At 63.9% G+C, this 25468-nt stretch carries 27 protein-coding genes; 9 read left to right on the forward strand and 18 right to left on the reverse strand.

Annotated elements, in window-relative coordinates; translation table 11 throughout:
• Positions 1 to 57: 57 nt before the first annotated feature.
• On the reverse strand, positions 58 to 519 hold the full coding sequence (locus JJB99_RS12415) for an Hsp20 family protein (RefSeq protein ID WP_200499022.1): 462 nt from the start codon (positions 517 to 519) through the stop codon (positions 58 to 60).
• A gap of 353 nt (positions 520 to 872) precedes the next feature.
• Here JJB99_RS12415 and JJB99_RS12420 point away from each other — a divergent pair, with 353 nt between their 5' ends.
• The 4 genes from JJB99_RS12420 to JJB99_RS12435 all read left to right on the forward strand — a co-directional run bounded on the left by JJB99_RS12420 (position 873) and on the right by JJB99_RS12435 (position 2749).
• Positions 873 to 1097, forward strand: coding sequence for a hypothetical protein (locus JJB99_RS12420; RefSeq protein WP_200499023.1), 225 nt, complete (start codon positions 873 to 875; stop codon positions 1095 to 1097).
• The gene (locus JJB99_RS12425; protein WP_200499024.1) at positions 1094 to 1273 is read left to right on the forward strand and encodes a hypothetical protein; all 180 of its coding nucleotides are present in this window, start codon (positions 1094 to 1096) and stop codon (positions 1271 to 1273) included. The genes JJB99_RS12420 and JJB99_RS12425 overlap by 4 nt, the downstream gene beginning before the upstream one ends.
• 171 nt (positions 1274 to 1444) lie before the next feature.
• Positions 1445 to 1816: a low affinity iron permease family protein gene (locus tag JJB99_RS12430; protein ID WP_200499025.1), complete on the forward strand. Its 372-nt coding sequence runs from the start codon at positions 1445 to 1447 to the stop codon at positions 1814 to 1816.
• Between the two features lie 15 nt (positions 1817 to 1831).
• Entirely contained in the window at positions 1832 to 2749 is a 918-nt protein-coding gene (locus JJB99_RS12435; RefSeq protein WP_200499026.1) for a c-type cytochrome, read from the forward strand.
• Positions 2750 to 2758: 9 nt separating this feature from the next.
• On the opposite strand, the gene JJB99_RS12440 is transcribed toward JJB99_RS12435, so the two are convergent.
• The 12 genes from JJB99_RS12440 to JJB99_RS12495 form a co-directional block, all read right to left on the reverse strand.
• Positions 2759 to 3118 carry a c-type cytochrome gene (locus JJB99_RS12440; RefSeq protein WP_433995759.1) on the reverse strand — a complete coding sequence of 120 codons (360 nt, stop codon included), beginning with the start codon at positions 3116 to 3118 and terminating at the stop codon, positions 2759 to 2761.
• 28 nt (positions 3119 to 3146) lie between these two features.
• Positions 3147 to 4043 (reverse strand): cytochrome c oxidase assembly protein, encoded by an 897-nt coding sequence (locus JJB99_RS12445; RefSeq protein ID WP_200499027.1) that lies wholly within the window; start codon positions 4041 to 4043, stop codon positions 3147 to 3149.
• On the reverse strand, positions 4031 to 4372 hold the full coding sequence (locus JJB99_RS12450) for a hypothetical protein (protein WP_200499028.1): 342 nt from the start codon (positions 4370 to 4372) through the stop codon (positions 4031 to 4033). The genes JJB99_RS12445 and JJB99_RS12450 overlap by 13 nt, the downstream gene beginning before the upstream one ends.
• Positions 4369 to 4971: a cytochrome c oxidase subunit 3 gene (locus tag JJB99_RS12455; protein WP_200499029.1), complete on the reverse strand. Its 603-nt coding sequence runs from the start codon at positions 4969 to 4971 to the stop codon at positions 4369 to 4371. The genes JJB99_RS12450 and JJB99_RS12455 overlap by 4 nt, the downstream gene beginning before the upstream one ends.
• Positions 4968 to 6878 carry a cytochrome c oxidase subunit I gene (gene ctaD / locus JJB99_RS12460; protein WP_200499030.1) on the reverse strand — a complete coding sequence of 637 codons (1911 nt, stop codon included), beginning with the start codon at positions 6876 to 6878 and terminating at the stop codon, positions 4968 to 4970. The genes JJB99_RS12455 and ctaD overlap by 4 nt, the downstream gene beginning before the upstream one ends.
• Positions 6875 to 7876 carry a cytochrome c oxidase subunit II gene (gene coxB / locus JJB99_RS12465; RefSeq protein WP_200500133.1) on the reverse strand — a complete coding sequence of 334 codons (1002 nt, stop codon included), beginning with the start codon at positions 7874 to 7876 and terminating at the stop codon, positions 6875 to 6877. Before coxB ends, ctaD begins: the two co-directional genes overlap by 4 nt.
• On the reverse strand, positions 7876 to 8433 hold the full coding sequence (locus tag JJB99_RS12470; RefSeq protein ID WP_246775222.1) for a c-type cytochrome: 558 nt from the start codon (positions 8431 to 8433) through the stop codon (positions 7876 to 7878). The genes coxB and JJB99_RS12470 overlap by 1 nt, the downstream gene beginning before the upstream one ends.
• A 42-nt stretch (positions 8434 to 8475) precedes the next feature.
• Complete coding sequence (locus tag JJB99_RS12475) at positions 8476 to 9639, reverse strand: DUF305 domain-containing protein (RefSeq protein ID WP_433995785.1); 1164 nt, start codon at positions 9637 to 9639, stop codon at positions 8476 to 8478.
• 36 nt (positions 9640 to 9675) lie between these two features.
• Positions 9676 to 9870, reverse strand: a complete 195-nt coding sequence (locus tag JJB99_RS12480; protein ID WP_200499033.1) for a CsbD family protein — start codon at positions 9868 to 9870, stop codon at positions 9676 to 9678.
• A 182-nt stretch (positions 9871 to 10052) separates the two neighbouring features.
• Positions 10053 to 11654 carry an alpha-amylase family glycosyl hydrolase gene (locus JJB99_RS12485; protein WP_200499034.1) on the reverse strand — a complete coding sequence of 534 codons (1602 nt, stop codon included), beginning with the start codon at positions 11652 to 11654 and terminating at the stop codon, positions 10053 to 10055.
• Positions 11655 to 11721: 67 nt separating this feature from the next.
• Positions 11722 to 12264 carry a hypothetical protein gene (locus JJB99_RS12490; protein ID WP_200499035.1) on the reverse strand — a complete coding sequence of 181 codons (543 nt, stop codon included), beginning with the start codon at positions 12262 to 12264 and terminating at the stop codon, positions 11722 to 11724.
• 15 nt (positions 12265 to 12279) lie between these two features.
• Positions 12280 to 13455, reverse strand: coding sequence for a zinc-dependent alcohol dehydrogenase (locus JJB99_RS12495; RefSeq protein ID WP_200499036.1), 1176 nt, complete (start codon positions 13453 to 13455; stop codon positions 12280 to 12282).
• 150 nt (positions 13456 to 13605) lie between these two features.
• On the opposite strand from JJB99_RS12495, the gene JJB99_RS12500 reads away from it, so the two are divergent.
• The 3 genes from JJB99_RS12500 (at position 13606) to JJB99_RS12510 (ending at position 16528) form a co-directional block, all read left to right on the forward strand.
• Positions 13606 to 14391, forward strand: a complete 786-nt coding sequence (locus tag JJB99_RS12500) for an SDR family NAD(P)-dependent oxidoreductase (protein ID WP_200499037.1) — start codon at positions 13606 to 13608, stop codon at positions 14389 to 14391.
• Between the two features lie 160 nt (positions 14392 to 14551).
• The gene (locus JJB99_RS12505; RefSeq protein WP_200499038.1) at positions 14552 to 15628 is read left to right on the forward strand and encodes a flavodoxin family protein; all 1077 of its coding nucleotides are present in this window, start codon (positions 14552 to 14554) and stop codon (positions 15626 to 15628) included.
• Positions 15629 to 15637: 9 nt separating this feature from the next.
• Positions 15638 to 16528, forward strand: a complete 891-nt coding sequence (locus tag JJB99_RS12510) for an NAD(P)/FAD-dependent oxidoreductase (RefSeq protein WP_200499039.1) — start codon at positions 15638 to 15640, stop codon at positions 16526 to 16528.
• Positions 16529 to 16538: 10 nt separating this feature from the next.
• Here the strand turns inward: JJB99_RS12510 and fdhD are convergent, their stop codons facing one another.
• Entirely contained in the window at positions 16539 to 17537 is a 999-nt protein-coding gene (fdhD, locus tag JJB99_RS12515) for a formate dehydrogenase accessory sulfurtransferase FdhD (protein WP_246775223.1), read from the reverse strand.
• On the opposite strand from fdhD, the gene JJB99_RS12520 reads away from it, so the two are divergent.
• Positions 17521 to 19827, forward strand: coding sequence for an FdhF/YdeP family oxidoreductase (locus JJB99_RS12520; protein WP_200499040.1), 2307 nt, complete (start codon positions 17521 to 17523; stop codon positions 19825 to 19827). The genes fdhD and JJB99_RS12520 overlap by 17 nt on opposite strands.
• Before the next feature lie 124 nt (positions 19828 to 19951).
• On the opposite strand, the gene JJB99_RS12525 is transcribed toward JJB99_RS12520, so the two are convergent.
• Genes JJB99_RS12525 through JJB99_RS12540 form a run of 4 tightly spaced genes read right to left on the reverse strand, consistent with a single transcriptional unit; the run spans position 19952 to position 23086 of the window.
• On the reverse strand, positions 19952 to 20530 hold the full coding sequence (locus tag JJB99_RS12525) for a HupE/UreJ family protein (RefSeq protein ID WP_349629015.1): 579 nt from the start codon (positions 20528 to 20530) through the stop codon (positions 19952 to 19954).
• Positions 20531 to 20565: 35 nt separating this feature from the next.
• Complete coding sequence (locus JJB99_RS12530) at positions 20566 to 21171, reverse strand: HupE/UreJ family protein (protein ID WP_200499042.1); 606 nt, start codon at positions 21169 to 21171, stop codon at positions 20566 to 20568.
• 17 nt (positions 21172 to 21188) lie between these two features.
• Positions 21189 to 22157 (reverse strand): HupE/UreJ family protein, encoded by a 969-nt coding sequence (locus tag JJB99_RS12535; protein ID WP_433995786.1) that lies wholly within the window; start codon positions 22155 to 22157, stop codon positions 21189 to 21191.
• Between the two features lie 20 nt (positions 22158 to 22177).
• On the reverse strand, positions 22178 to 23086 hold the full coding sequence (locus JJB99_RS12540; RefSeq protein ID WP_433995760.1) for a peptidyl-prolyl cis-trans isomerase: 909 nt from the start codon (positions 23084 to 23086) through the stop codon (positions 22178 to 22180).
• Between the two features lie 301 nt (positions 23087 to 23387).
• Here JJB99_RS12540 and JJB99_RS12545 point away from each other — a divergent pair, with 301 nt between their 5' ends.
• On the forward strand, positions 23388 to 25391 hold the full coding sequence (locus JJB99_RS12545) for a hypothetical protein (protein ID WP_200499045.1): 2004 nt from the start codon (positions 23388 to 23390) through the stop codon (positions 25389 to 25391).
• Positions 25392 to 25468: the final 77 nt, after the last annotated feature.

Here is a 25468-nt window from a genome sequence, read left to right on the forward strand (position 1 = left end):
AGGGAGCGCGGCTGCGCTTGCGCGCGCCGCGTTCCGCAGTCGACCCTCGATCTGTCGTCAGGCTGCCTTCTTTTGCTCGATCTGCGCCGAAGGGGAGGCGCCGCTTCCGATCTGGATCCGGCGCGGCTTCATCGCTTCCGGCACCTCGCGGACGAGATCGATGATCAGCAGCCCGTCGCGGAAGGAGGCCTCCTTCACCTGGACGTAGTCGGCCAGGTTGAACACGCGCCGGAACGGACGCGCGGCGATGCCCTGATACAGGTACTCGCCGGCTGCCTTCTCGGGCTTCCTGCCCTCGATGGTGAGCGCATTCTGCTCGGCCGTCACCGTGATGTCGTCGGCGCCGAAGCCGGCGACCGCGAGCGAGATCCGGTAGTGGTCCTCGCCGGAGCGTTCGATGTTATAGGGGGGATAGTTGTCCTCGGTCGCCTGGCGGAGCGCGCCGTCGACGATGCTGGCCAGGTGATCGAAACCGATGGTGGAGCGCCACAGCGGCGCGAAGTCAAAGGTGGTCCTCATAACCAAGTCCTCCAAAGAGCAAGATGGATACGAAGGAACGCAAGACAGGATTTCAGACGGGGTCCGAGACCCAGCCCGGCGTTCGCGCCGGGCCCGATCTGGCGCCCGGCACACCGCTCCCGCGGCGAAAAATGACTTAGAAAAACAGGAAGCTGTTTCAAGAGGCCCGCCGCAAAAAAATTCGAGCAATCTGGCGCCGCTCGGTCCGGCCGTGCCGCCCGTCCGCAGGACTCGGGCGTGCGGCGAGAGGCGTCTTGACAGCCACCCGGGCCCGAATATTTTTTGCGCGGGGAATGTTCTTCCCGGTTTTCTCAACGCCAAAAGGACCGTGACGACCGTCAGGAGTGACGACGATGCTTGATGAAGAGTTGGCCCGCATCCGCGCGCACCGCAACAACATCCACCGCTATCGGCGGCTGCTTCGGACGAAGCTGTCGGACCTGGAACGTCAATTCATCCAAAGACGCCTCGCCGAGGAGCAGACCGCGTTAAAGGCGCTGGCCGCCGACACCTTCCCCGTCGCATTCGCCCTTCCGAAACACCAGTTGGCTTCCGCAATGATGGGAGCCGAGCCGTGAGCGACATCCATGACGTCCTGATCCGCGGCAGCCAAAAGGTGATCGGACATTATCGCCTGCTGCTTGCGAGCGCCAAATCCGAGGGCGAGCGCCAGCTTTATCGAGATCGGATCAAGCGCGAGCAGCGGCTGCTGGACCAACTACAGGGACACTTTCCGGACCTGTTCGCCGCGTAAGCCGGATGCGTGTCGCGGGCGACCGTCGGACGGCGGACCGTTCTCGTCCCATGGCTTCTCCGTCCGGTGCAAAATCGCTTCGAAAGCCGGCGTCCCCAGAGCGTGGAAAATCCTGCCGGAATGGAACAGGACTGCCTCGTTTTCGTAGGTTACGGGGAGTGATGTTCGGCCATGCATGCGATGCAACACGAAAACGAAGTGCGTTTCGCGAGACTCGCGCAGAGAACCGCTTTCCAGGCAGGCCGACCCTGGGCTTTCGCGTCGGCGACCGGCCTCGTACTGGCATGGATCATTAGCGGTCCGATCTTTGGATTTTCCGATACTTGGCAGCTGGTGATGAACACCGTCAGCAGCGTCGTCACCTTTCTGATGGTGTTTCTTATTCAAAACGCTCAGAACCGCGACAGCGCCGCCCTTCAACTGAAACTCGACGAACTGATCAGAGCGACCAATTCGCGGAAGGATGTGATCGGAATCGAGGAAAAGCCCGAACCCGAGCTGAAATCGAAGCAGAAAGAACTTCAGAGCGATGGAACTCACTAGTCCGTCAGGACGAGAATGCGTGCACGAGCTTGGATAATCGGGACGATCGTGACCGCAGCCGTCATTGCCGCGATTGTTTGGGCGGTCACGGCGCCTTCGCTATTCGCTTCGGCCGATCTCGCGCAGTTTTCGGATACCGGTGGAGATGCCGCGCGCGGCAAGCTCGTCTTTGCCGCCGGCGACTGCGCGTCTTGCCATGCATCGCCAGGCCAGTCCGATCGGTTGCACCTGGGCGGCGGCCTGGCGATCGCATCTCCCTATGGGACCTTTCGCGCGCCCAATATCTCTATGGATCCGGTGGACGGGATCGGAAACTGGCGGACCAAAGACCTTGCCAACGCGCTGTTGAACGGCGTCTCACCGAACGGCAGCCATTACTACCCTGTCTTTCCGTACCCCAGTTATTCCCACATGACTTCGACAGACATCCAGGATCTGATGGCCTATCTGCGAACACTGCCGGCTGTGAAGCAGCGGCCGCCGCCGCACGATCTCGCTTTGGTGTTTGGCATTCGCCGCCTCGTGGGTTTCTGGAAGCTGATTTACTTCCGTCCGGGTCCGATCCCGGCCGATCCCGCCCATGACGAGACATGGAATCGTGGGCGTTATCTCGTCGAGGCGCTCGGCCATTGTGCCGGGTGCCACTCCTCGCGCGATGCATTCGGAGGCATCAGGACGAACACGCGCTATGCCGGCGGGCAGGATCCGGAAGGCGCCGGATTTTATCCCAACATCACGGCTGACCGCATCGGCGCATGGTCCGAGCAGGCGCTGGTCGAGATGCTGAGGAGCGGCAACACGCCGGACCATGGCCGCGTCGGCTCTTCCATGGCTGGCGTCGTCACCAATACGGCGATGCTGCCGGAGAGTGACCTGCAGGCTATTGCGCATTACGTCAAATCGCTGCCGCCGCGGCCGACGCCGAAACCCTGATCAGTCACGTCACTGCGCATACAGATAGGCTGCGACGTCGCGCGCTTCGGCTTCGCTGATTCCGGTGGCCGGCATCGCCGTGCGTTCCGAAAAGGCCTGCGGCGCGACGATCCAGCGCACCAGGTTGTCGGGCGAATTCGCCGCCACGCCGGCGATATACACGCGATGGCGGATATCGGCGAGGGAGGCGCCGACCTGTCCGTCGCCGCCGGGAATACCGGGGATCGTGTGACAGCCGGCGCAGCCATAGCGGCGCATCAGCGCCGGCGCGCGCGCCGGATCGCCGCCCGTCATCGCACGGGCGACTTGCTCGGTTTGTTGCTGAGACGTCCAGAACAGAGCCGATGGGATCGCGATCGCCGACAGCACCAGCAGCCCTGATATTGTCCAGGACGATCTAGCGAAGGCTGGTCGCATCGGCATGTACTTTGCTGTGTCCGGCGCTCCGGATCCAGATCGCCAGCAACGCGAGCGCAGCTCCGGCATAGATCGTTCCGGCCGGTACCCACATAACGATGCCGGCAAGCTGTTGATCCTCCAGTGGCGACAGTCCCCAGGCCGCCGCGGTCGCTGTCTGCTGCTGATAAAGGACCCGGGGCGCGAGTGCCATCAGCGCCCCGAGAATGCTCGTGTGCATCATGGTGATGAACACGTGCCACGCTGCCGTGCCGGTATCGCTGCGGCGAAACACCGACCACCAGAACAGGATGGCGGTGGCGAAGAAGCTGAGATGCTGCAGCCGGTGCAGGGCGATGTTGACAATAGCCGCATCGAACAGGCTGGGCGCATGCCAGATCCAGATTGCGAGTCCGTGGAGCAGTGTCGCGTTGCGTCCGGCGGTCAACAAGGTCCAGACGGTACGGCTGGCGGGGTGCCGCATCAAGCGCGCGGTCATCAGCCGCGCGCGCCGCGGAAGCGACCACAACAAGGTGCCCACGGGCCGGGCGACGACGATCAGCGGTGCAGATACCGCCATAATGATCTCGTGCTCGATCATGTGAAAGGTGAACAGGCGTTCGCCGAGCCAATGCAGCGGCGAGACCAGCGCGGCGGCCAGCGTGAGCCACCCTGCGAAACAGGCGAGATGATGCGAGGTACGGGCGATGGCCGTCCGGCTCGTTCGCCGCCGCAGCACAAGGACGCCGCCGACATAGGCCGCGCCAAAGGCGAGGAGGGGCACAACGATCCAGGGGTCGAAAGTCCAGGCCGCCCCAGCAATCGGCTGCTCGAGCCCGTGCGCCTCGATCGGGCCTGCGGGCGTCAGCAGCAGTAGGATGGCGGCTACCTTTCGCATCCCGTCAACACCATCGAAGCAATCCCCTGCATGACCAGGGCAAATGTGAACAGAGCCGCCGAAAGCGCGCTAACGCGTGCGCCAAAGACAGCGACACTGTGCGTCTCTGATGCGGAGTTCGGGTCTCGGACGTTGCGCCACGACACGACGCTCGACAGTGCGGCGACGGCGCCGCAAAGGAACGACGCGATGGCGGCGGCGTGCATCCGCCCATAGCAGTCGGCATAGGGCAGGATTTGTCCGAGCTGCATGTTTGCCGCCCACATCAGCGGCGCGACCCAGAGTCCGGCCCAGATCGCGAGGTTGGCAAGTGGCTTCGACATGCTCATAGCCGCGGGATCCAGTAGATGCAGCCATAGATCGGAAGCCAGGTCGTCACGACAAAGTTCCAGTACATCGCATTGTCCTGGACGTCGCCGAACCGGCGCAGATTGTCGCCATGCCGCGTGAACATCAACGCTGCGAGTACAAGAGTGTCGACGAGATCGGTGATGATGTGGGTGGTGTGCAGGCCGAGCAGGATCCAGACGACCGAGCCGTAGGCGTTGCTGTCCCAACTGATGTTCAAGGCAGGAAATTCGAAGATGCGCACGATCAGCGGCGCAACACCGAGCGCGGACATCACGATCATTCCGATCCGCACCTTGCGCAGATCCTGCTGCTCGGCCCAGCGCGAGATCATGACGTTTGGCACGACGCTGACCACGAGGATGACCGTCACGAGCGTGCCGGGCAAGAGATCTGGCGGCGGGGCGTCGAGCGGCCAGGTTGTGGCGAGGCTCATCAGGTAGAGGTAGACCGCGATCGCCAGCGCAAAACCGGTGCCTTCGATGAGCATGAAGGCGAGCGTGCCCCACCACGTGACGCTTGCAGCGCCCGTGCCGTGCAGGGGCAATCTCGCAAGATCGAGTACGACCCTTTCTCTCATGACTCGTCCTCCGGTGTGCCCTTGGGCCAGAACCATCCGATCAGCGTGACGGCAATCGGAATCGAGCCCCAGACCACGGCCCACGGCGAGAAGATCGACCAAATCAGCATCACCGTGGTCGCGAGCGCCGCCCAGAGCGGCCAGATCGAGTGGCGCGGCGAGGCCTCGCGGGTCTGCGGCTCTGCGGCCGCAAGCGAGGTCACAACCAGCTCGCGCCGGTCGGTGCGAAGCCCCTCGGCGACGGGCAGCGCGCCCTCGACGTTCCAAAGCGGCTGTGCGCCGCTCACCACCGGGATCATTGCAAAATTGTAGCTCGGCGGCGGCGACGCCGTCGCCCATTCCAGGGTCGGTGCGTCCCAGGGATTGTCGGAGGCAGGCTCGCCATAGCGCGCGCTACGGAGCGCATTGACGAAGAACAGCAGGAATCCCGCGATCAGGACAGCCGCGCTGAGGCTGACGAACAGGTTCATGCCGTGCCACGCCAGGTCCGGCTGATAGGTGTAGATCCGCCGGGGCATGCCCTGGAGTCCGAGAATATGCATGGGGAAGAAGGTCGCGTTGAAGCCGATGAAGATCAGCCAGAACGACCATTGTCCGAGCGTCTCGCTCATCATCCGGCCGGTGAGCTTGGGAAACCAGTAATGGATGGCGCCCAGCAGCGGAAATACGGCACCACCAACCAGCACGTAGTGGAAATGGGCGACGACGAAATATGTGTCATGCACTTGGGTGTCGAACGGCACCGAAGCAACCATCACGCCGGTCAGCCCACCGATCACAAACGTGACGATGAAGCCGATGATGAAAAGGAGCGGGGTCTTGAATACGAGTGTGCCGTCCCAGAGCGTCGCGAGCCAGCAGAACACCTGAATGCCCGCCGGGATCGCAATCGTCATGCTGGACGCCGTAAAGAAGCTTTCGCCCAGCCGCGGCAGCCCGGCGACGAACATGTGATGCACCCACAGTCCGAACGAGAGAATCCCCGTCGCGATCAGGGCCATCACCAAGGCGAGATAACCGAACGCCGGCCGGCGGGCGAACGGCTCGATCATGGTCGAGACCATGCCGGCGGCCGGCAGGAAAATGATGTAGACCTCGGGATGGCCGAAGAACCAGAACAGATGCTGCCACAGCAGCACGTCGCCGCCTTCGGCAGGATTGAACAAATGCGTGCCGACCAACCGGTCCAGGATCAGGCTGGTGCTCGCGACCATGATCGCCGGCATCGCCATGATGACGAGGAATGAGGTGACCAGCATCGCCCAGACGAAGACGGGAATGCGGTCCAGCGTCATTCCCGGAGCACGCTGCTTGAAGATGGTGACCACGAGCTCAACCGCGACGGCGAGCGCCGAGAGCTCGGTAAAGGTAATCATCTGGGCCCAGATGTCGGCGCGCTTGCCGGCGCCGTATTGCGGGCCGGACAGCGGCACATAGGCGAACCAGCCGACATCGGGTCCCATGTCGAGTGCAAAGGCGATCCAGAGCAGCGCGCCGCCGGCGAGGTAAATCCAGTAGGAGAATGCATTGAGCCGCGGGAAGGCGATGTTGCGGGTGCCGACCATCAGCGGCACGAGATAGACCGCCATGGCCTCCATCACCGGCACGGCGAACAGGAACATCATGTTGGCGCCGTGCATCGTGAAGATCTGGTTGTAGCGGTCGGGGCCGAGCAGGCGCGCCTCGGGCTGGGCGAGCTGGATGCGCATCAAGGCGGCGAGCACGCCGCCAAGGGCCAGGAAGACGAACGCCGTGAAGATGTAGCGCCGCCCGATGATCTTGTGGTCCACGGTCGAAAGCGCGCCCCAGAATCCCGCGGGCGTCTTCCAGGTTTCTGCGAGCGTGCAGGTCAGGTGCGTCCGCTCGACGTCGGCGTCGCGGGTATCGGGCGCAGCGTCGGCGGTCATTTGAGGCTCGCCATATAGGCCGAGACCGAGCGCAGCTCGTCCGGCGTCAGCGGAACCACGGGCATGTTGTTGCCCGGCTTGATCGTCTGCGGATCGGCGATCCAGGCCGCGAGCGAGCCGCGCGTGGTCTCGAACAGCCCGGCCGCGATGGTGCGGCGGCTGCCGACATGCGTCAGGTCGGGCCCCGTTTTGCCGGATGCGTCCGTGCCGCGGATCGTATGGCATGCCGCGCAGGGCTTCGCCAAAAATGTCTGCCGGCCTGCCGCGAGTTCTTCTTCGGCGGGCGGGTTGGCGGCTTGCCGTTGGGCTGCCGCCCATTTGTCGAAATCGTCCTGGCTGTCGGCGACCACGAGGAGTGCCATATGGGCGTGCTGCATCCCGCAATATTCGGCACATTGGCCGCGGTAGATGCCCACCCGCTCGGCACGGATCGTCAGCTCGTTGTTGCGGCCAGGGACGAGGTCCTGCTTGCCGGCGAGACTTGGCACCCAGAAGGAGTGGATGACGTCGACGCCTTCGAGTTTGAGGCGGACATTACGGCCCACGGGAATATGGATTTCATTGGCGGTCTCGAAGCGCTCCGCGCTCGTGCCGAGATATTCGACGCTCCACCACCATTGCAGGCCGCGAACCCTGATCGTCAGGTCGTGATTGCCCGCGACTGCGAGCGCGCGGGTCGCGATGAAACTCATGACGGTGAAGCCGCTGATGATGATCGTCGTGGCGACGACGGCGGCGATGGTCGCGATCGTCATCCGCCGCTCGGCCGATGGCGAGGCGGGCGGGCGCAGAGCCGGCCGGTTGCGCCACAATGCGCCGATCAGCGCCACCATCACCAGCATCCAGACGACGGAGCAGACCGCGACGATCACGATGATCAGCTGCTTCAGCTCGATTGCGGACGCGCCATGTGCATCGAGGGCCGACTGCGAGCCGTCGCAGCCGGCCAGCGGCAACGCGAGCATCACGCTCGCAGACGTTTTGGCGAGCCGGCGCATCACGGCGTCGGCCCTTGATCCGGATGGACCGGCGTCGGTCCCTGATCGAACAGGAGCTTTGCCGGCGCGCGATTTTCCGCAGGCCGTGTCTGCGCCTCGTCATTGCGGCTCGGCGCGGCGGTCTTGCCCTCATAGGAGCCGATGGTCTGCACGTAGCCGGCAAGCTGCCAGATCTGCTCCGTGGTCATCCTGTCGCGAAAGGCCGGCATCCCGTGCGGCCGGCCATCGCGGATCGAGGCGAAGATCGAGACCATCTCGGGGCCGTAGTACCACCAGCCGTCGAGAAATGCCGGGCCGCTGCCGCCCTGGCCGTCGCCATGACAGGCCTTGCAGCCGAACCACGCGTAGAGCCGTTTACCCTGGCTTAGATTGTACGCGTTGACTTCATACGGCCTATCCAGCGCGAAGTAGACCTCGGGGGGAGCGCCGCTGATCCCGTTTGGCATCAGTGCGATACCGTCCAGCGCTTCGGCGATCGGCGGATCAAGACGCAACTGCCGCTCTTCGCGCTGGCAGCCCGCCAAGGCGGCTGCAAGTCCAAGGAGTAAGCCCGCCATCCGTATCATCGGATCGTCTGAACGCGAGGGAACATACAATCGTCAATCGATTGTTCCGGCCAAGGTTCCAGCGGGCGAGTTGACGTTGTCACCGAGCATGTTGCGGAACGCTGTGGACACAGCGTCGATGCCGGTCGCCCCGTGCATCAGCGCGATTTCGCCCTGCTGCTCGTGGCGGATCGCATGGGCCATGATCCGCAGGCGGAGGTCGCCCCGGCTGTGCCACATCTGATCAGCCATCTTCACGGCGCCCCGGTGATGCCGGCTCATCATGTCGATGAAAGCCCCATCGAACTGCTCCGGCGGCGCCGCATCGACTTGCCGCATCTGGGCGGGCGTCAGGAAGCCCGGCATGTCGGCACGCTCCTCTGCGGTGCAACCCGGCATCCCAGTGTCGAACCAGCTGAGCCACCAGTTTTCGAAGATTTTGGTCTCGCCGTTCTGGCTTGCGAGCATCAGCATCGCGAGCTTCCGCAGATGCGGATCGTGGGCGCGCTCGATTGCAAGCCGCGCCAGCACAATGCCTTGGGCGTGATGTGCCGTCATGTGCCGGATGTAGGTCTGATCCACCTCCTTATGGTTGCCAAACCAAGGCAGCTCGTGGCCGCGTGCAGCAGATAGTGCGATGCCGCCGAGCAGCGCGATCACGGCCAGCGCCGCCACCATCCAGGCGCTGGTGAACCGAATGTCTCTTTCCGGGGCAGCACCGCCCACCCAGCGCAGCCGGGCGAACAGCGGATACATCAGGGCCGATGAGCCATGGACGAGCAGACCGATCCAGTAGGGCTGCTGCAACGTGAACAGCGGCTGCCAGAACGGAAACAGCGGTACCAGCACGAACCATTCCGTCGCCGAGGAGAACACCGCCCAGGGCATGGCAAGTGCCAGGATGGCCAGCGGCGGCAGCTGAGCGGTCCAGCGCCCGAATACGCCGAAGAACACCAGTGCCCAGGAAAAATCGGCCCATTGATGAAAGGCGATGCCTGCAATGATCGCACTCCACGACGGCTCGGCGCTGATCGCCCAGTCGCGGGCCGGGATCGTGGCGACCGTCATCCAGTCGACCGCGGCATCGCGGCCGATCCGCGCAGCGAACAATTGGCTGACGATGGTCGAGAAGGTACTGCTGATCAGGCCGAGCTCGATCGCAGCGAGCCGGCGTGGCCGCAACCTGCGTGCAGGGATCGCTGGTGCGCGTTCGTCAATGGCGGCAGTGAGCTGCACGGAACTACAAGTCGGCGCTCATGTCAGATGATTGAGCTTCTTGAGCGGATTAAGGCCACTGGAGTTCTCCGGCGCTTTCTCGTCCTGCTCTTTCCGGCGACTGCTCTCCTGGGCCTTGCCGTCCTCATGCAGCTCCTGGTCTCCAATGATTTCGCCAACGGCCTGTTTGGTCTTGCCAGCGATCCGCTGCCGCAGGCTCTTCGTCTTGCTCATCGCCGCCCTCCCGGGCTCGTGCAGCGACCCCAGCGCCCACGGGGGGAATGGGCACCGGAGCCGCCGTTCCACGGATTGCTTCCGGTAACGGGGGTCGGATACCGGAAGTGTGGGCTAGACTCCCGGGCGAGCGGATCGTTCCTTTGCAGGACGCGGAGCTCGCTCATGATGATCTGAGGTCATCACCTGGGGGCGAGCTCGATGATCACGCCTTCGTTGCCGCGAAGCAGGATCCTGGCGTCCGGCAGGGATTGCGGCGGCCGATCCAGATGCGTGGACAGCAGCACGCGGCCAACGCTTTCCCAGTCCCAATTTCGCGGCTCGGCGGAGACATTGAGCGCGACCAGCAGTGTGGTTCGGTCCAGCACCCGTTTGAAGGCGAGGACGTCATCATGCGATCGAACCGGCACATAATCTCCGTATCGTAGGCAGGGGCGCTCCCGCCGCAGTGCGATCAGTGCGCGAAACAGCTGAAGGACCGACCGCTCATTACGCCGCTGCTGCCCCACGTTGCGGCTGCCGTCCGGCTCCAACGGCAGCCACGGCCTGCCGCTGGTGAAGCCGCCGGTCGGGCTGTCGTCCCACCGCATCGGTGCGCGCTCGGGATCGCGGCACAGCCCATATCCGGGCACAAGCTTCTCGAAGGGATCATGGATGCGATCGGGCGGGATCGGGACACGCTCCCGACCGATCTCGTCGCCCATATAGAAGAACGGCGTTCCGCGCAGTGTCATCAGGAGCATCGCCAGCACGCGCATCTGCGCCTGACCGATCTTGCCGGCAATCCTCTGCTTGTCGTGGCCTCCGATGACCCAGACCGGCCATGCGCCCTCGGGCAGCGCGTTGTAGTAGGCATCGATGGTCGCTTGCAGCGACAGCGAGTCCCATTGCGAGTCGAGCAGCGCGAAATTGAGCGGCAAATGGAGGCGAGGGCAATCGGTACCGTAGAAGTGCCCGATCCGGTCGGTCTTGCCCTGGACCTCGCCGCACAGCAGCCGCTCCGGATAGCCGTCGATCACGTGCCGCATGAATTCGATGCATTGCATCGTCTCGGGCCGGTCGTCGGTGAAGACCGGAGTGTGGCGCTGCGGCGGAGGCTTGCCCTTGGCTTGCGGGTTTGGCGGATTGTCGCGCAGCAGGTCATCCTTGATCAGAACGGCGCTGGCATCGACGCGAAAGCCGTCGACACCGCGGTCGAGCCAGAAGCGCATGACGTCCGCAATCGCCGCTCGTACGGCCGGATTGCGCCAGTTCAAATCGGGCTGCTCGGCCAGAAAGGAATGATAGTAGTATTGCCGCCGCGCTTCGCACCATTCCCATGCGGTGCCGCCGAAGCGGCTGAGCCAGTTGTTCGGCGGCCCGCCGTTTTCGGCAGGATCGGCCCAGATGTACCAATCGGCCTTCGCGCTGTTGGGTGAGCTGCTGCTCTCGACGAACCAGCTGTGGTCGTTGGACGTGTGATTCGGGACGAGGTCGAGAACGAGCCGGATGCCTGCCTCGTGCAGCCTGGTGATGAGCCAGTCGAGTTCGTCGAGGCTGCCGAACGCCGGATCGACCGAACAATAGTCGGAGATGTCGTAACCGAGGTCGCGGAAGGGACTTTTGTAGATCGGCGTCAGCCAGACCGCGTCGACGCCCAGCCATTTGAGATACTCGATCCGCGACAGCAACCCGGCGAGATCGCCTTTGCCGTCGCCATTGCAATCCTGAAACGAGATCAGGGAGATCTCGTAGATGACCGCAGATTGCCACCATGCAGTCCCGTCATTGGACTCGGCCGTCATTGCTGCGATTCACCTCTTGCACTCTGGATATTCTCTGACGTTATGTTCTCTGACGTTGCGGCGAGCCTCAGGAGCTTCCTGGGTTGGACGGCGGCGGAAGCTGCTTTGCCACGCTTCTGGCCGCCTCCAGTCCTTTGGGAAAACCGCTGCGGGTGGGATAGAGCCGGCGCCTTGCGTTCGGCACGGGCCGTTTGGGTTTGGTGTCCTGCGCGGCCCGATAGTCGAGCATGGCGATGCCGCCGACCATCAGCAGCGCCAGCGCGATGTTGGCCTTTTTGGGATTGTCGGGTGTCAGTCCGGAAAGCAGTGCAGCCGCATCGAGCCCGTCGCCACCGACGCGGGCCCAAAGTCCGGCATTCTTGTCGACCGACAAGGACATGATGCCGGACAGGATTTCGCGGACGCCGAAGGCGCGGACCAGCGTCTCGTGGCCTTCCATGCCCAGCGTTTCCGTGACGCGCCGCGGGGCCAGCAGCTGCATTGCGCCAAGCCCGATGCTGAACCAGCCGAGCGCGCGGGCGAGCTGGTCTTCGGGCCGCTTCAGGCTGCGGCCGCCCTCAACGATCTTCGGATCGCCGTTGGACCGCACGAAATTCGAGAAGTGAAACATGTTTCGCTCGCTCCTTCAGGGCTTCAGCACGACCTTGACGCAGGAGTCTCGCTTGTCGCGAAACACCTGATACATCTGCGGCCCTTGTTCCAGCGGCACCGTGTGGGTGATCACGAAGGACGGATCGATCTCGCCCTCCTCGATGCGGCGGAGCAGGTCGTCGGTCCAGCGGTTGACGTGGGTCTGCCCGGTGCGCATCGTCAGCCCCTTGTTCATGAAGGCGCCCATCGGGATCTTGTCGGAGAAGCCGGAGTAGACGCCGGCCACCGAGATCACCCCGCCGGGCCGGCAGACGTAGATCATTTCGCGCAGCACGTGCGGCCGGTCATTTTCCAGCATCACCATCTGCTTGGCGCGGTCGAGCACGGTGTCGGGCTGCGAGGCCATCACATGCGCCTCCATGCCGGCGCAATCGATGCACTTCTCGGGTCCTCTGCCGTCGGTGAGCTCGTTGAGCCGTTCGACCACGCTTTCGGTTTCGAAATTGATCGTCGTGGCTCCGCCGGCTTCCGCCATGCTGAGCCGCTCGGGGAGACAATCGATGGCGATCACCTGGTTGGCGCCGAGCAGGATCGCGCTGCGGATCGCCATCTGTCCGACCGGGCCGCAGCCCCAGATCGCGACGGTGTCGGTCGGCACGATGTCGCATTGCACGGCGGCCTGCCAGCCGGTCGGGAAGATGTCGCTGAGAAACAGCAGCTGCTCGTCCGGAATTCCGTCGGGCACCTTGATGTGGGTGGCATCGGCGAAGGGCACGCGAAGATATTCGGCCTGCCCGCCGGGGTAGCCCCCGGTCAGATGCGTGTAGCCGAACAGGCCCGCGGTGGTGTGGCCGAACGCCTTGTCGGCGAGATGCTTCTTGCGGTTCGTGGTCTCGCAGACCGAGAAATTGCCCCGCTTGCACTGCTCGCACTCGCCGCAGATGATGGTGAAGGGCACCACGATGCGGTCGCCCTTCTTCAGCTTGCCGTCGACCCCGCCGCCGACCTCGACCACTTCGCCCATGGTCTCATGGCCCATGATGTCGCCGGGCAGCATGCCGGGAATGAAGTTGTGGAAGAGGTGCAGGTCCGAGCCGCAGATTGCGCAGCTCGTCACCTTGATGATGGCGTCGCGGGGGTCCTGAATCTCAGGATCGGTGACGGTGTCGCAGCGGATATCCTCCTTGCCGTGCCAAACCAGTGCCTTCATGTCCTTCCTCCGCCGCAACCACGAAGCTTCTAAGTCGAAGCCCTTGGGATGGTTGCTAGATGCCGTTCAGTTTTCTGATGCGCCTGTCTTAGGAACAGGCGGAGCGCTTCGCGATTAGAAAGCAAATTTCGAGCGGGACGGAGAGCGAGGATGGACAGGCAGTTTGCAATCGTGACCGGCGCTTCAACGGGGATCGGCTACGAGCTGGCGCGCATCTGCGCGCAGGAGGGATTTGACCTTCTGATCGCGGCGGATGAACCGGAGATCCAAAATGCGGCCGAAGCGCTTCGGAACGAGGCCGGAGCAGGCTCGGTCGAGGCCCTGCAAGTGAACCTTGCGACGGAGGATGGTATCGACAGGCTCTATGCGGCGGCCCGGGCGCGGCCGATCGATATCTTGATGGCGAACGCAGGCCGGGGCCTCGGCCATGCTTTCCTCGACCAGGATCTCGCCCGCATTCGCGATGTCATCGAGACCAACGTAGCGGGCACGACCTACCTGCTTCACAAGGTCGGAAACGACATGCGGCGCCGCAACCGGGGCCGCATTCTCATTACCGGTTCGATCGCCGGCTTCACCCCCGGCAGCTTCCAGGCGGTGTACAACGCAAGCAAGGCTTACCTGAACTCCCTGTCGTTTGCGCTCCGCGAGGAGCTGCGGGACACCGAGATCAGCGTCACCTGCCTCATGCCGGGTGCCACCGAGACAGCGTTCTTCGCCCGTGCGGACATGCTCGACACCAAGGTCGGTACGGAGAAGAAGGACGATCCCGCGATGGTCGCGCGCGAGGGCTTTGACGCGATGATGAAAGGCAAGGGCGATATCGTCACCGGCCTGAAGAACAAGCTGCAAACTGTCGTCGCGAACGTGACCCCCGCCGATATGCTGGCGAAACAGCATCGCAAGATGGCAGAGCCCGGCACTGCAAAGACCTAGCCGGCGTTCGGGGGCGGGCAGAGCGACAGCTTGTTCCAATCATTCTGCGGCCCCGACGCCGTCATGGCAAGGCCACCAGTCGTCCGCCAGCGCGCTCGGGAACCGCGCGCGGCGCGCCGTGTTGGTCGAGTTGTACAAACGAGCCTTCCGAGGAGCCAGCATGAGGGAGCCGGACGTTCGCAAAGGGATGCCGCCCGTCAAGCTGCCGCGCGAGGAATTCGAACGCCGCTACAGGAGCCAATTCGTCGATCCGGCCTTTGCGCCGCTGCAACGCGAGCTTGACGGTGTCGTCCGCGCCGCCTGGGATGCTTACAGTCATTCGCGGAAAGCGCCGGTCACGAGAAAGGCCGGAGCGGGCTTCGCCGACCCAAGCTACGATATCGCGGTCGACTGGCTCGATGCCCGAGCGGCCATCCTGGAGGCGCAGCGGCGGCATGACGATGCGGAGGAGCCGCCGCGCGTCTTGATCATCAACGGCTCCTCCCGGAGTGAGCACACCTGTCCCGGTGAGATGTCCAAGACATGGCGAATGGTCAAGCTGGCCGAGCCCGTCTTCGCCGAGATGGGATTCGCCGTCGATCTCCTCGATCTCTCGCGCCTGACCTCGGAGTTCGGCCGCAATATCCATCCCTGCAAATCCTGCGTCGCGACAGCCATGCCGCTCTGTCATTGGCCATGCAGCTGCTATCCGAACTACGCACTCGGTCAGGCCAATGACTGGATGAACGAGATCTATCCGTTGTGGGTCGCAGCCCACGGTGTCCTGATCGTGGCGCCGGTGAACTGGTATCACGTGCCGGCGGGGCTCAAGGCGATGGTGGACCGTCTGGTGTGCGCTGATGGCGGAAATCCCGATCCGACATCGACGCACGGCAAAAGAGCTGATGAAGCCAAGGCGCTGGAGCTGAAGGGCTGGCCGTATCCGCGCCATCTTGCGGGCCGCTATTTCGGCGTGATCGTGCACGGCGATAGTGTCGGCGCCGAAGGCGCGCGCCGGACGCTCTCCGACTGGCTGACCGACATGCACCTGGTCTCGGCGGGACGCTTTGCCGAACTGGACGGCTATGTCGGCTACATGGAGCCGTATGCCACGTCCCACCAGGAGCTGGATGACGATCGCGAATTTCAGGAAGAAGTGGTGAACGCGGCCCGGGCGCTGGGCAATGCGGTTCGACTCGCAAGGCTCGGGCAGCTTCGCGATCCCGGTACGCACATCGCCGATCCCAATCCGAAGTGAAAGGTCTCAATGTCAATTGACTGCCTTGTCATCGGCGGTGGTCCAGCAGGGCTGATGGCTGCGATCTATCTTGCGCGGTTCCGGCGCCGTGTGTGGCTGTTGGATGCCGGCGCGAGCCGCGCGGCCCTGATCCCGCGCAGTCACAACGTGCCCGGATTTGCGCACGGCCTGTCCGGGTCGGAATTGATCGAACGCATGTCGGTGCAGCTAACCGAACTCGGCGTGACCTGCATTGCGGCGGAAGTCACCGGCTTGGCGCGGACGTCCGATGGATTCCATGCGCGCTGGGATGGTGGCGAAGCCGACGCGGCCGTCGTCGCGCTTGCCTGCGGCATTGTCGATCTCCATCCGCCATTCGATGATTGGCGCCCTGCGGTCGCGGACGGACTGTTGCGGTATTGTCCGGTCTGTGACGCCTATGAAGCGACCGATCGTCGAATCGGCGTCGTCGGTCCATTGTCCCATGCAGCAAGCAAGGCGCTGTTCCTGCGGGGTTACTCTCGTGACGTGACGCTACTTGCAACGCGGCAGGATGCGGAAAAACCAACACTGGCGCAGCTCTCGGACGCAGGCGTCAAGATCGTGGAGGCCCTCGGCGTGCGGCTCAGGCGCGAGGGCGCAAGGCTCGAAGCCGTACTCGCGAGCGGCGATACGCCAGGATTCGACGTGGTCTATCCGACCATGGGCGCGCGGGTGCGATCGCAACTCGCGTTGTCCTTGGGGGCGGACCATACCGAAGAGGGCTATCTGAGGGTCGACGACCATCAGCGCACGTCGGTGCCCGGCCTTTACGGCATCGGGGACATGGTCACCGACCTGCATCAGATATCCGTTGCGTTCGGCCACGCGGCCGTGGCTGCCTGCGCGATCCACAACAGCCTGCCGCGACGGCTTGCGTAAGCACGGCAATCTAGGCCGCCAGCCCTCCAGGGTGACTGAAAATCTCGAACTCACTTCCGCGAGCAACCCCGACCAGCGTCATGCCGCAGGCGGTTGCGGCGCGCACCGCGAGGGCGGTCGGCGCCGAAACGGCAATGAGAAAGCCGCAGCCGATCGCCGCAGCCTTCTGCACCAGCTCGATGGAAACCCGGCTGGTCAGCACGAGAACGCCTGACGAGCCCTCCACGCCCTCGGCGGCGAGCGCACCCGCGAGCTTGTCGACTGCGTTGTGCCGGCCGACATCCTCGCGCAGCAGGATCAAGGCGGCTTCGGCCGAGTAGAATCCGGCCGCGTGGGTCGCGCGCGTTGCGCGGTTGAGGTCCTGCGCTTCGGCCAGCGACCCTACGGCGGCCGCGACCTGACCGGGCGTCAGCGAAAATGTCCGGCGCACGGGCGGCACAGACCGGTTGGCGTCGGTCAGGCTTTCTATTCCGCAGAGACCGCAACCCGTCGGACCGACCAGCCGACGTTGCCTTGCCGACAGCCGGTCGCCCCGCTCGCGCGACATCCACATGCGCAACTCGATTCCGTCGGCATGCCGCAATGTCTCAAGCTCTTCGATCTCGGCAGGGTGCCGGATGATGCCTTCGGTAAGACTGAAGCCGACGGCGAGATCGCCGAGGTCCGCCGGAGTCGCCATGACTACAGCCAGAGTTGTCCCATTGTACACCAACGCGACCGGCGTTTCTTCGGCAAGAATGCGCGGCGCCTGTTGCCGCCTGTGATCGAGGCGGTCGACGCTGACCATCGCGCGCGGCATGTCCGCGGGCCGATTGAAATGAAGACCGTGCAACAGTTCCTCCCGTGCCAATAACCGACGCCGCTTGCGCCGAAAGGTTCCTTGGCGATGCGGCGGCCCGCTGCTGACAATCCACAATTGGTCTGAGCTCAGGAACGAAACCGCGTAGCGCCGCTTTGTTGGTTTCGAGCGGGCAGTCTTTCGGAATAAGCCAATGACAACAACACGCAAATGGGGGCCCGATCTGGAAGTCGAGCCCTACGACGCTCCGGCAGGCGGCTGGGGCTCGGTCAAATCGCTGGCCAGGAGCCTTACCCACTCCCGCGTACCGTTCAGCGGCCCGCGCGTGCTGCTCAAGCAGAACAAGCCGGACGGCTTCGCCTGCGTGAGTTGCGCCTGGGCCAAGCCTGCCGATCCGCGGGTGTTCGAATTCTGCGAGAATGGCGCCAAGGCGACCACCTGGGAAATCACGCACAAGCGCGTCACCCCGGAATTTTTTGCCAAACACACCGTGACGGAGCTGGAAGCCTGGGACGATCATCATCTCGAAGACGCAGGGCGGCTGACCCATCCGATGCGGTTCGATGCCGCCAGCGACAAATATGTGCCGGTGAGCTGGGACGAGGCGTTTGCAGAGATCGGTCGCGAATTGCGGGCAATGGAACCCGACAGCGCCGTATTCTACACGTCCGGTCGCGCGTCGCTCGAGACGTCGTTCATGTACGGCCTTCTGGCCCGCGCTTACGGCACCAACAATCTGCCCGACAGCTCCAACATGTGCCACGAGACGACGTCGGTGGCGTTGCCGGAGAGTATCGGTGTTCCCGTCGGGACCTGCACGCTCGACGATTTCGCCAAAACCGACTGCATCCTGTTCTTCGGCCAGAACGTCGGGACATCGAGCCCGCGCATGCTGCACGAGCTTCAGGACGCGGCAAAGCGCGGCGTCCCGATCGTGACCTTCAATCCGCTGCGTGAACGCGGGCTCGTGGAGTTCGCCAACCCTCAGTCACCGGCGGAGATGCTGAGCGGTTCGGCGACCCCCATCAGCTCGCAATACCACCAGGTGAAGACCGGTGGCGATACTGCCGCCATCATGGGCATGGCCAAAGCGCTGCTGGCGATGCAGGCGAAGGGCGAGTCCGGACGCGTGATCGACTGGGACTTCATCCACGAGCACTGCCATGGCTGGGATGAATGGGCGAACGCCGTCAAGGCCTGTGCATGGTCTGACATCGAGCAGCGCTCGGGCCTGACGCGGGGCGCGCTTGAAGCCGCAGCTCACGTCTACGCACATTCCAGCGCGACGATGTTCATCTACGGCATGGGATTGACCCAGCACAGGAAGGGCGTCGAAACCGTGCAGACCCTGGTCAATCTGGCGCTGATGCGTGGCAGCATCGGACGGCCAGGGGCCGGGATTTGCCCGGTGCGCGGACATTCCAACGTCCAGGGGCAGCGCACCGTCGGGATCACCGAGAAGCCGGAGATGGTGCCCGCTGACAAGATCAAGTCGCTGTTCGGCATCGACGTGCCGCGGAAAAAGGGCCTCGTCACGGTCGATGCCTGCGCCAAGATCATCGATGGCAGCGTGCGGGCGGTGATCCAGCTCGGCGGTAATCTGGTTCGCTCCGTGCCGGACCATCGCCTCGTCGTGCCGGCTTGGCGCAAGCTCCGCCTGACCGTGCAGATTCTGACCAAGCTCAACCGCAGCGCGCTGGTGCACGGCGAAATTTCCTACATCCTGCCCTGTCTCGGGCGCATCGAAATCGATGAGCAGGCCACCGGCCGCCAAGCCGTCGCGATAGAGGACTCGACGGGTTGCATGCATGGCTCATGGGGGCAGGTCAGGCCGGCAAGCCCGCACCTTTTGTCCGAACCCCGGATCGTCGCTGAGCTTGCCAAGGCCACCGTGCCAAATCGAACAACGATCCCTTGGGACGAATGGGTCGGCGACTACAGCAAGATTCGCGACGCGATTGCGGCGACCTATCCGGACATCTTCCATGACTTCAACGCACGCATGTGGAAACCCGGCGGCTTCCATCGTCCCCTCGGTGCGCGCGAAAGGACGTGGAAGACCAAGACCGGAAAAGCCAATTTCATCATTCCCAAATCGCTCTCGACCGATATCGACACCGCACCCGAGGCTCGCGATGTCGTTCAGCTCATCACGCTGCGCAGCAACGGCCAGTTCAACACGACGATCTACAACTACGATGACCGCTTCCGCGGAATCTACGGCTCGCGTCAAGTCGTGCTGATGCATCGCAACGACATCGAACGGCTCGGATTGCAGGAGGGCGCCATGGTCACCCTGGCCACTGCGGTGGATGACGGCGTCGACCGTCAGGTGGGCGGCTTGCGGATCGTCGCTTACGATATCCCGGAGGGCTGCATTGCCGGATATTATCCCGAATGCAATCCGCTGGTCCCGCTGTGGCATCACGAGGAAAAGGCGAAGACGCCGGCCTCGAAGGCGATTCCCGTGAGGATCAAGGCCGACGCTTTGGCATCTTGAGGGGTACCAGCGTGGAGACGAAGCGCGCGCCGTCCTGCGGCTCGCTCACGTATTGGGGGTTTCCGCGAACGGCTTAGAGCGTCGCCATCGGAATGGCCGAAGAGGACGTCACCTTACGGCGCACTCACGACGCAAGAGTGAGGCTTGCCATCATCAGGCCGATCGCCGCGATCCAGCCTCCGAGGGCGCGAACGGCGATGGTTCGCCACGATGCCGTGTTGTCCGACGTCGTTTGCCGGAACATGGCGGTCAGCGCCGTCGTCAGCGTGATGACCGCATAGCCCACGCAAACGAGGCCCACCGCAAACAACAGCCGGTCGGTGTCGGGTCCGAGCTCGGCGCCGTTCGCAGCGCCCCGTATCACGGCAACCGCGAATGCAATCGCGCACAGCACGAAGGTGGGGACCTGCACCGCTGCCGCGAGCAGCATGCCGATTGCGAGCATCATGGTCGCGTCGGCGAACTGCGTCGCTGCCGCGCCAAAATGGGACCCGAGAGATAGTCCAGCTAGCAAGCCAAGCGGAAACACCAGGATGAGCAAACGCCCCTTGGTGGTGCCAAGCATACCAGCGAGTATGCCGGTCGAAACCCAGAGCAGGACATCCTGGAGATCGGTGAGCGGGTGGGAGGCTCCCATGTAGAAATCGCCGAGGCGGGCCGCGACGATATGCGCTTCGGCGGCATGCGCGCCGGTCAGCAGCAATGTTGCGGTGATCAAGGCCCGTGCAAGGTGCGATCTCATGCGACGGCTCCGAGACCTTGTGCGAGGAAGTAGCAGCCAATAACCGCGATGCCGGCGCCGAGTCCCTGAATGATGCGCTCGCCGGCGGGCCAGCGCGTCAACGTGCCGATCACGATGCCGCACAGATGCAACAGGCCGGTGGCGGTGACGAAGCCGACGCCATAGGCCAGCGCATTGGCCGCGCGGGGAAGCTCGGCGCCATGCGCGTGCCCATGGAAGACCGCGAAAACCGCGACGATCACGGCGGCCGCGGCAAAGGGCAGGCGCAGCCGAGCGGCCACAGCCACGCCCAGGATCACGGCGGATGCAGCAATCATCACTTCCGGCATCGGCAGCGGAACATGCAGCACGCCCAGCACTCCGCCGACCGCCATGATGAGGGGGAACGTGATCGGCAGAATCCAGATCGCCGGCGCGCCGAGCTGCGCGCCCCAGATCCCGACGGCCACCATTGCGATCAGATGGTCGACGCCGGTAACCGGGTGCAGCAGGCCGCTGACGAGGCCGCCGGCCACACCGGCCTGCTCGTGCGCGAGAGCCGGCTGCGTCAGTGCGAACGAAACGACGGCGGTGGTGAAGGCTCGGGCGATATGTAGATTCATTGTGCTGCGACTCTCGCTCAGATCACGGCGAACACGCGCGCCAGACGGCCGAAGAACCAGAACATCGACACCGTCCCGATGAGATAGGCGGGGAGGGACTCGCCCCAGCGCGGCACGACGGCGTCAAGCCGCCGATGCGCCCAGATCAATGCGAGCACCAGCAGCACGAAGGCGAGCTGCCCGATCTCGACGCCGATGTTGAAGAACAGCAGCGCCGCGGGCAGGAGGCGGCGTTCGAGCCCAAGTCCCGCCAAGGCGCTCGCAAAGCCGATGCCGTGAACCAGGCCGAAGGTGAAGGCCACAACCCAGGGATAGCGGGCGGTAAGCCCGATCTCGCCGCGCTGCTGCTTGACGATTTCCACGCCGACGAACGCGATGCTCAAGGCGATGCAGGCGTTGAGCGGGCGTTCCGGCACGCCGATGAGGCCGAATGCCGCCGCAGCCAGCGAAGCGCTGTGTCCGATCGTGAAGGCCGTGATCGTCTTCACCAGACGCCAGCCACCGCCGACGATCCAGATCAAGCCCAGCACGAACAGCAGGTGATCGGCGCCCAGCAGAATGTGATCGATACCGTAGTTCACATAAGTCTTGGCGAGCTCGATCCAGGTCTCGAGCGTCGGCGCGCCGGTGCCGAGGACGGAGACGACGGGATTGGCCGTCGAGATCGTGTAGCTGCGCGGCTCGCCCTCGATCGGGATGACCTTGATCAGGACGACCGACATGTTGGAGCCGAGATTGGTGATGGTGATCGGGCCGATCAGTCCCTTTTGGCCGCAGTTCATCTCGGGCAGGCGCAGGAAGCAGTGCGGCGGCACCCGCAGATCGACCCGCGAGGCGCCGATCGACGGCTCGATGCTCCAGCGGCCGACAAAGGCGCCGGGCCGAACCTCGCGGAATTCGAGCACGCCCATTGCCGCTTCATGCGCATGGAGCCCCGAAGGCCGGATCAGTACGGCCACCGTCACTGTCAAGGCCAGCAGCGCCAGCCGCAAATATCGGGCGGCCGTCACGGCTCGTTCCGCACTTGATAGGATGCCTTGAGCCGCTTGACCGCTTCCCAGGCGCGCTTGCGGGTTTCCTCCGTATGCCAGTTCCTGGCGGCCTCGTCCCGAACGCTGTCGAGACTCGCGAGTTTTCCTGCTTGCCGGGAATCAAGCCGGGCAACGTGCCAGCCATCCTTGGACTGCAACAGCTTCCATTCGCCTTGCGGCATCGCCAGCAGCCCGTCACGGAATTTGTCGCCAAAGGATGCCGCAAGACTTTCGACCGGTCGGCCGAGAATGGCGCGGGTGACCTTTTGTAACTCCTCGGATTCGCGCTGCTGGGTGATGTCGTCGAGCTGGCGCTGCGCCGTTTCCTGATCCGCCGGCGGGGTGATATAGAATGAAACGCGCTCCGGCTCGTCGAAGCGGGCGTGATTTTCCGCGAACCAGGCTTGCAGCTGCTCGTCGGTCGGGCGCGGGACGCGGATCTGGTCGAAGATCAGCAATTGCATCTTGAAGGCGATCCGGTCGCGGATCGTCTCGTCGCCGCGGTCGACGCCGAGCGCCTTGCCTTCGCGGTAGAGAATCTCGCTCGCGACCCAGCTGTCGATCATCTTCTGGAGTTGCGCATCGGAAGGGGCACGTTCCTTGTCCTCGTCGAAATTGTCGATGAAGGACTGTCGCATCGCCTTGGTGACGGTGATGACCTTTTCATCCTTGGCCGGTGGATGCAGCACGGCGTCGATGCCGAAGATGATCGCTCCGAGCAAGGTGAAGTGCAGCAAAGGTTCGCGCGAGAGCCGCACCAGCGCAGAGATAAAGGAGTGCGAGGGCGCCGCTGCCGCACGGGCGAGATCGGCGCTCGGGTTGGAGCCTTCGGCGTGCGATCTCGGAAAAGGCTGCACTTCAACTGGTGTCGCTGGCATTGACATACGTTTGTCACAAACTCTCTGGGCACGCGCGTCGCCGCGTCTTATGCGGCAGTGCTTTTCATCTGTCATCTTCTATCGCTCACGCGGCGAAGAAAAATGCAATGGGTAAATGCAAGAGACAAGATGCCGCATGTACAGCACGCACTTGTCGCGGCCGAACACAAATCCTTCACGAAGCTGTATCGTAACTCTGGCCAGTATCGCCGCGTGCAGGGAGCCGCGCACGCGGTTGGGCCAAACGGTTCTCAATTCCCCGCACCTCTGACGAATTTTTCTCGATATGTGACACGAGGGGCGATAGATGTTTCCATCCGGCAAGACGATCCTGTTGACTGCGGCATCGGCAACCTTGGCGCTGACGCAGAGCGCTGCGGCCGACGATTGGGGGCGCGGCGAGCGCCGCGGCAATCCCTACGTCGCGGGTGACATGCACAATCACAATACCTGCACTGACGGTTCGGTTGCCGCCGGCTATGCGATCGATCGCGCGGTCGGCCGCGGCACCGCGTCGGCCGGTGGAAACAATTTCGATCTCGACTGGTTCACGCTCGGCAACCATGGCGGCTCCGGCAACCGCGACTGCCGCTTCAGCGACACCAGCGCCAATCTTCCCGGGCAGAGCACGACCACCTGGAGCCAGACGCTCGGCCAGACCATCGACGGCATCACCATCAGCAGCCTGAAAGGCACCCCGAACGGCAGCGGCACCGGCGCCGCGATGTGGCGCTGGCAGTCGATCCGCGAGGTCGAGTATCCGATCATCGTCAATCGCACCGCCACCTACGACAAGGTGCTGATCGAAGGTCTCGAGTGGATCGCGCCGGGCCATGAGCACGTTGATGTCGCCGTCATCACCGGGCAGCACCCGATGCACAAGCGGAAGGGCCCCGGCAACGCCGACAAAATGGCGGAGTTCGAATACCGCTTCGACCGCGCCGACACCGACGCGATCGGTCCCACCGTCGACGCCAGCGGCAACCAGCTCTGGCCCGGCAAGGACAACGTCAACAACACCGGCACCGCGGGTCACCAGAAGGCGCTCACGGGTATCAAGTGGCTGCAGCAGAACTATCCGCTGCAATCCTACGTCATTCCGACCCACACCGAGCGCCAGGGACCGTTCAGCGCGACCGCCAGCAAGGGCTACAACATCGAGCACTTCCGCGACTTCAACAACGCGGGCCCGACGGTGGCGTTCGGCATCGAATCGCCCGGTCACTTCGCCGAAGGCGGCGCCAGCGGCGGCTCCGGCTCGTACACTGCGAACGCGGTCGGCGGCGGCACCTACGGCATGAGCGGTATCTACACCGCGAAGGTCGGCGGCCTCTGGGACGGTCTGCTCGGCGAAGGCCGCAACTTCTTCATCTTCGTGAGCTCGGACTGGCACAGCCGCGGCGCGGGCGGTGCGCGTGATTCCTTCACGACGGCCGACTTCATTCCCGGCGAATACACCAAGCTGTATGTCCCGAATGCCGGACGGTTCTCATCGCAAGACGTCATCGACGGCATGCGTTCGGGCAATTCGTACTCGGTCAACGCGGACCTCATCGGACCGGATCTGGTGTTCCGCGCCAAGGCGCGCGGCGACGACTGGAAGACCATGGGCGAGACGCTGGTCGTAAGGCCGGGCGACAAGGTGACGGTCGAGATGGAGATGACCGTCCCGGCTGAGAACAACGCCCCCTACAGCTTCGACAATCCGCTGCTGCTGCCGGTCGGAATCAAGCAGCCGCTGAACAAGCCGTCGCTCGACCACGTCGACCTCATCACCGGCAAGATCACCGGCGTCATCGCGCCCGATGCGTCCGGCTATGCCGTGGCGAATGCTGCCGGTACGGCCGGTGCGGCGATCGTCTACAACCCGACGGCGACGATCGCGCAGCAGATCTCGGCGAAGCAGATGCATCGCGAGCATAAGGACCACGGTGCGGTCCGCTTGCGGTTCACGACGACGTTCACCGCCGGCACCCAGCCCTTCTACATCCGCGCGCGCGGCACCAACATTCCGAACGGCACGCCCAACGTCACCGACACCGCCGGAAACCCGCTGCTCGATGCCAACAACGCGCAGGTCAGCTGCACCGATCCGGCGTGCCCGGCGCATCTCGACACCGTGAACGGCGTCAAGAAGGTGACCCACGACGTTCAGGCCTATTCCAACGTCTGGTTCTACGCCAATCCGATCTTCGTGCGGCCGGAAAATTCGCCGAAGCTGCTGGTCGAGACCAACGCCGAACTGGCTCGCCGGCTCGGGCAGCGCGCCGACAACGATCACGATCACGACGATCATCACGACCACGACTGATGTGGTGATTTGAGGCCATCCGGCGGGACGCATCACAACTGCGTCCCGCCGCGCTTTTTTGAAACGGGCTTAGTCTG

Source organism: Bradyrhizobium diazoefficiens (assembly GCF_016616235.1).
Taxonomy (GTDB): Bacteria; Pseudomonadota; Alphaproteobacteria; order Rhizobiales; family Xanthobacteraceae; genus Bradyrhizobium; species Bradyrhizobium diazoefficiens_H.

Excerpts from the sequence above, each read along its gene's own strand:
- JJB99_RS12420 (WP_200499023.1), top strand. The coding sequence starts at position 873 with ATGCTTGATGAAGAGTTGGCCCGCATCCGCGCGCACCGCAACAACATC.
- ctaD (WP_200499030.1), bottom strand. The coding sequence starts at position 6,878 with ATGACCGCCGACGCTGCGCCCGATACCCGCGACGCCGACGTCGAGCGG.
- JJB99_RS12430 (WP_200499025.1), top strand. The coding sequence starts at position 1,445 with ATGCATGCGATGCAACACGAAAACGAAGTGCGTTTCGCGAGACTCGCG.
- coxB (WP_200500133.1), bottom strand. The coding sequence starts at position 7,876 with ATGCGCCGGCTCGCCAAAACGTCTGCGAGCGTGATGCTCGCGTTGCCG.
- JJB99_RS12545 (WP_200499045.1), top strand. The coding sequence starts at position 23,388 with ATGTTTCCATCCGGCAAGACGATCCTGTTGACTGCGGCATCGGCAACC.
- JJB99_RS12415 (WP_200499022.1), bottom strand. The coding sequence starts at position 519 with ATGAGGACCACCTTTGACTTCGCGCCGCTGTGGCGCTCCACCATCGGT.
- JJB99_RS12450 (WP_200499028.1), bottom strand. The coding sequence starts at position 4,372 with ATGAGCATGTCGAAGCCACTTGCCAACCTCGCGATCTGGGCCGGACTC.
- JJB99_RS12455 (WP_200499029.1), bottom strand. The coding sequence starts at position 4,971 with ATGAGAGAAAGGGTCGTACTCGATCTTGCGAGATTGCCCCTGCACGGC.
- JJB99_RS12490 (WP_200499035.1), bottom strand. The coding sequence starts at position 12,264 with ATGTTTCACTTCTCGAATTTCGTGCGGTCCAACGGCGATCCGAAGATC.
- JJB99_RS12480 (WP_200499033.1), bottom strand. The coding sequence starts at position 9,870 with ATGAGCAAGACGAAGAGCCTGCGGCAGCGGATCGCTGGCAAGACCAAA.
- JJB99_RS12500 (WP_200499037.1), top strand. The coding sequence starts at position 13,606 with ATGGACAGGCAGTTTGCAATCGTGACCGGCGCTTCAACGGGGATCGGC.
- JJB99_RS12470 (WP_246775222.1), bottom strand. The coding sequence starts at position 8,433 with ATGGCGGGCTTACTCCTTGGACTTGCAGCCGCCTTGGCGGGCTGCCAG.
- JJB99_RS12445 (WP_200499027.1), bottom strand. The coding sequence starts at position 4,043 with ATGCGAAAGGTAGCCGCCATCCTACTGCTGCTGACGCCCGCAGGCCCG.
- JJB99_RS12520 (WP_200499040.1), top strand. The coding sequence starts at position 17,521 with ATGACAACAACACGCAAATGGGGGCCCGATCTGGAAGTCGAGCCCTAC.
- JJB99_RS12540 (WP_433995760.1), bottom strand. The coding sequence starts at position 23,086 with ATGTCAATGCCAGCGACACCAGTTGAAGTGCAGCCTTTTCCGAGATCG.
- JJB99_RS12510 (WP_200499039.1), top strand. The coding sequence starts at position 15,638 with ATGTCAATTGACTGCCTTGTCATCGGCGGTGGTCCAGCAGGGCTGATG.
- JJB99_RS12505 (WP_200499038.1), top strand. The coding sequence starts at position 14,552 with ATGAGGGAGCCGGACGTTCGCAAAGGGATGCCGCCCGTCAAGCTGCCG.
- JJB99_RS12435 (WP_200499026.1), top strand. The coding sequence starts at position 1,832 with ATGCGTGCACGAGCTTGGATAATCGGGACGATCGTGACCGCAGCCGTC.
- JJB99_RS12495 (WP_200499036.1), bottom strand. The coding sequence starts at position 13,455 with ATGAAGGCACTGGTTTGGCACGGCAAGGAGGATATCCGCTGCGACACC.
- JJB99_RS12530 (WP_200499042.1), bottom strand. The coding sequence starts at position 21,171 with ATGAATCTACATATCGCCCGAGCCTTCACCACCGCCGTCGTTTCGTTC.
- JJB99_RS12485 (WP_200499034.1), bottom strand. The coding sequence starts at position 11,654 with ATGACGGCCGAGTCCAATGACGGGACTGCATGGTGGCAATCTGCGGTC.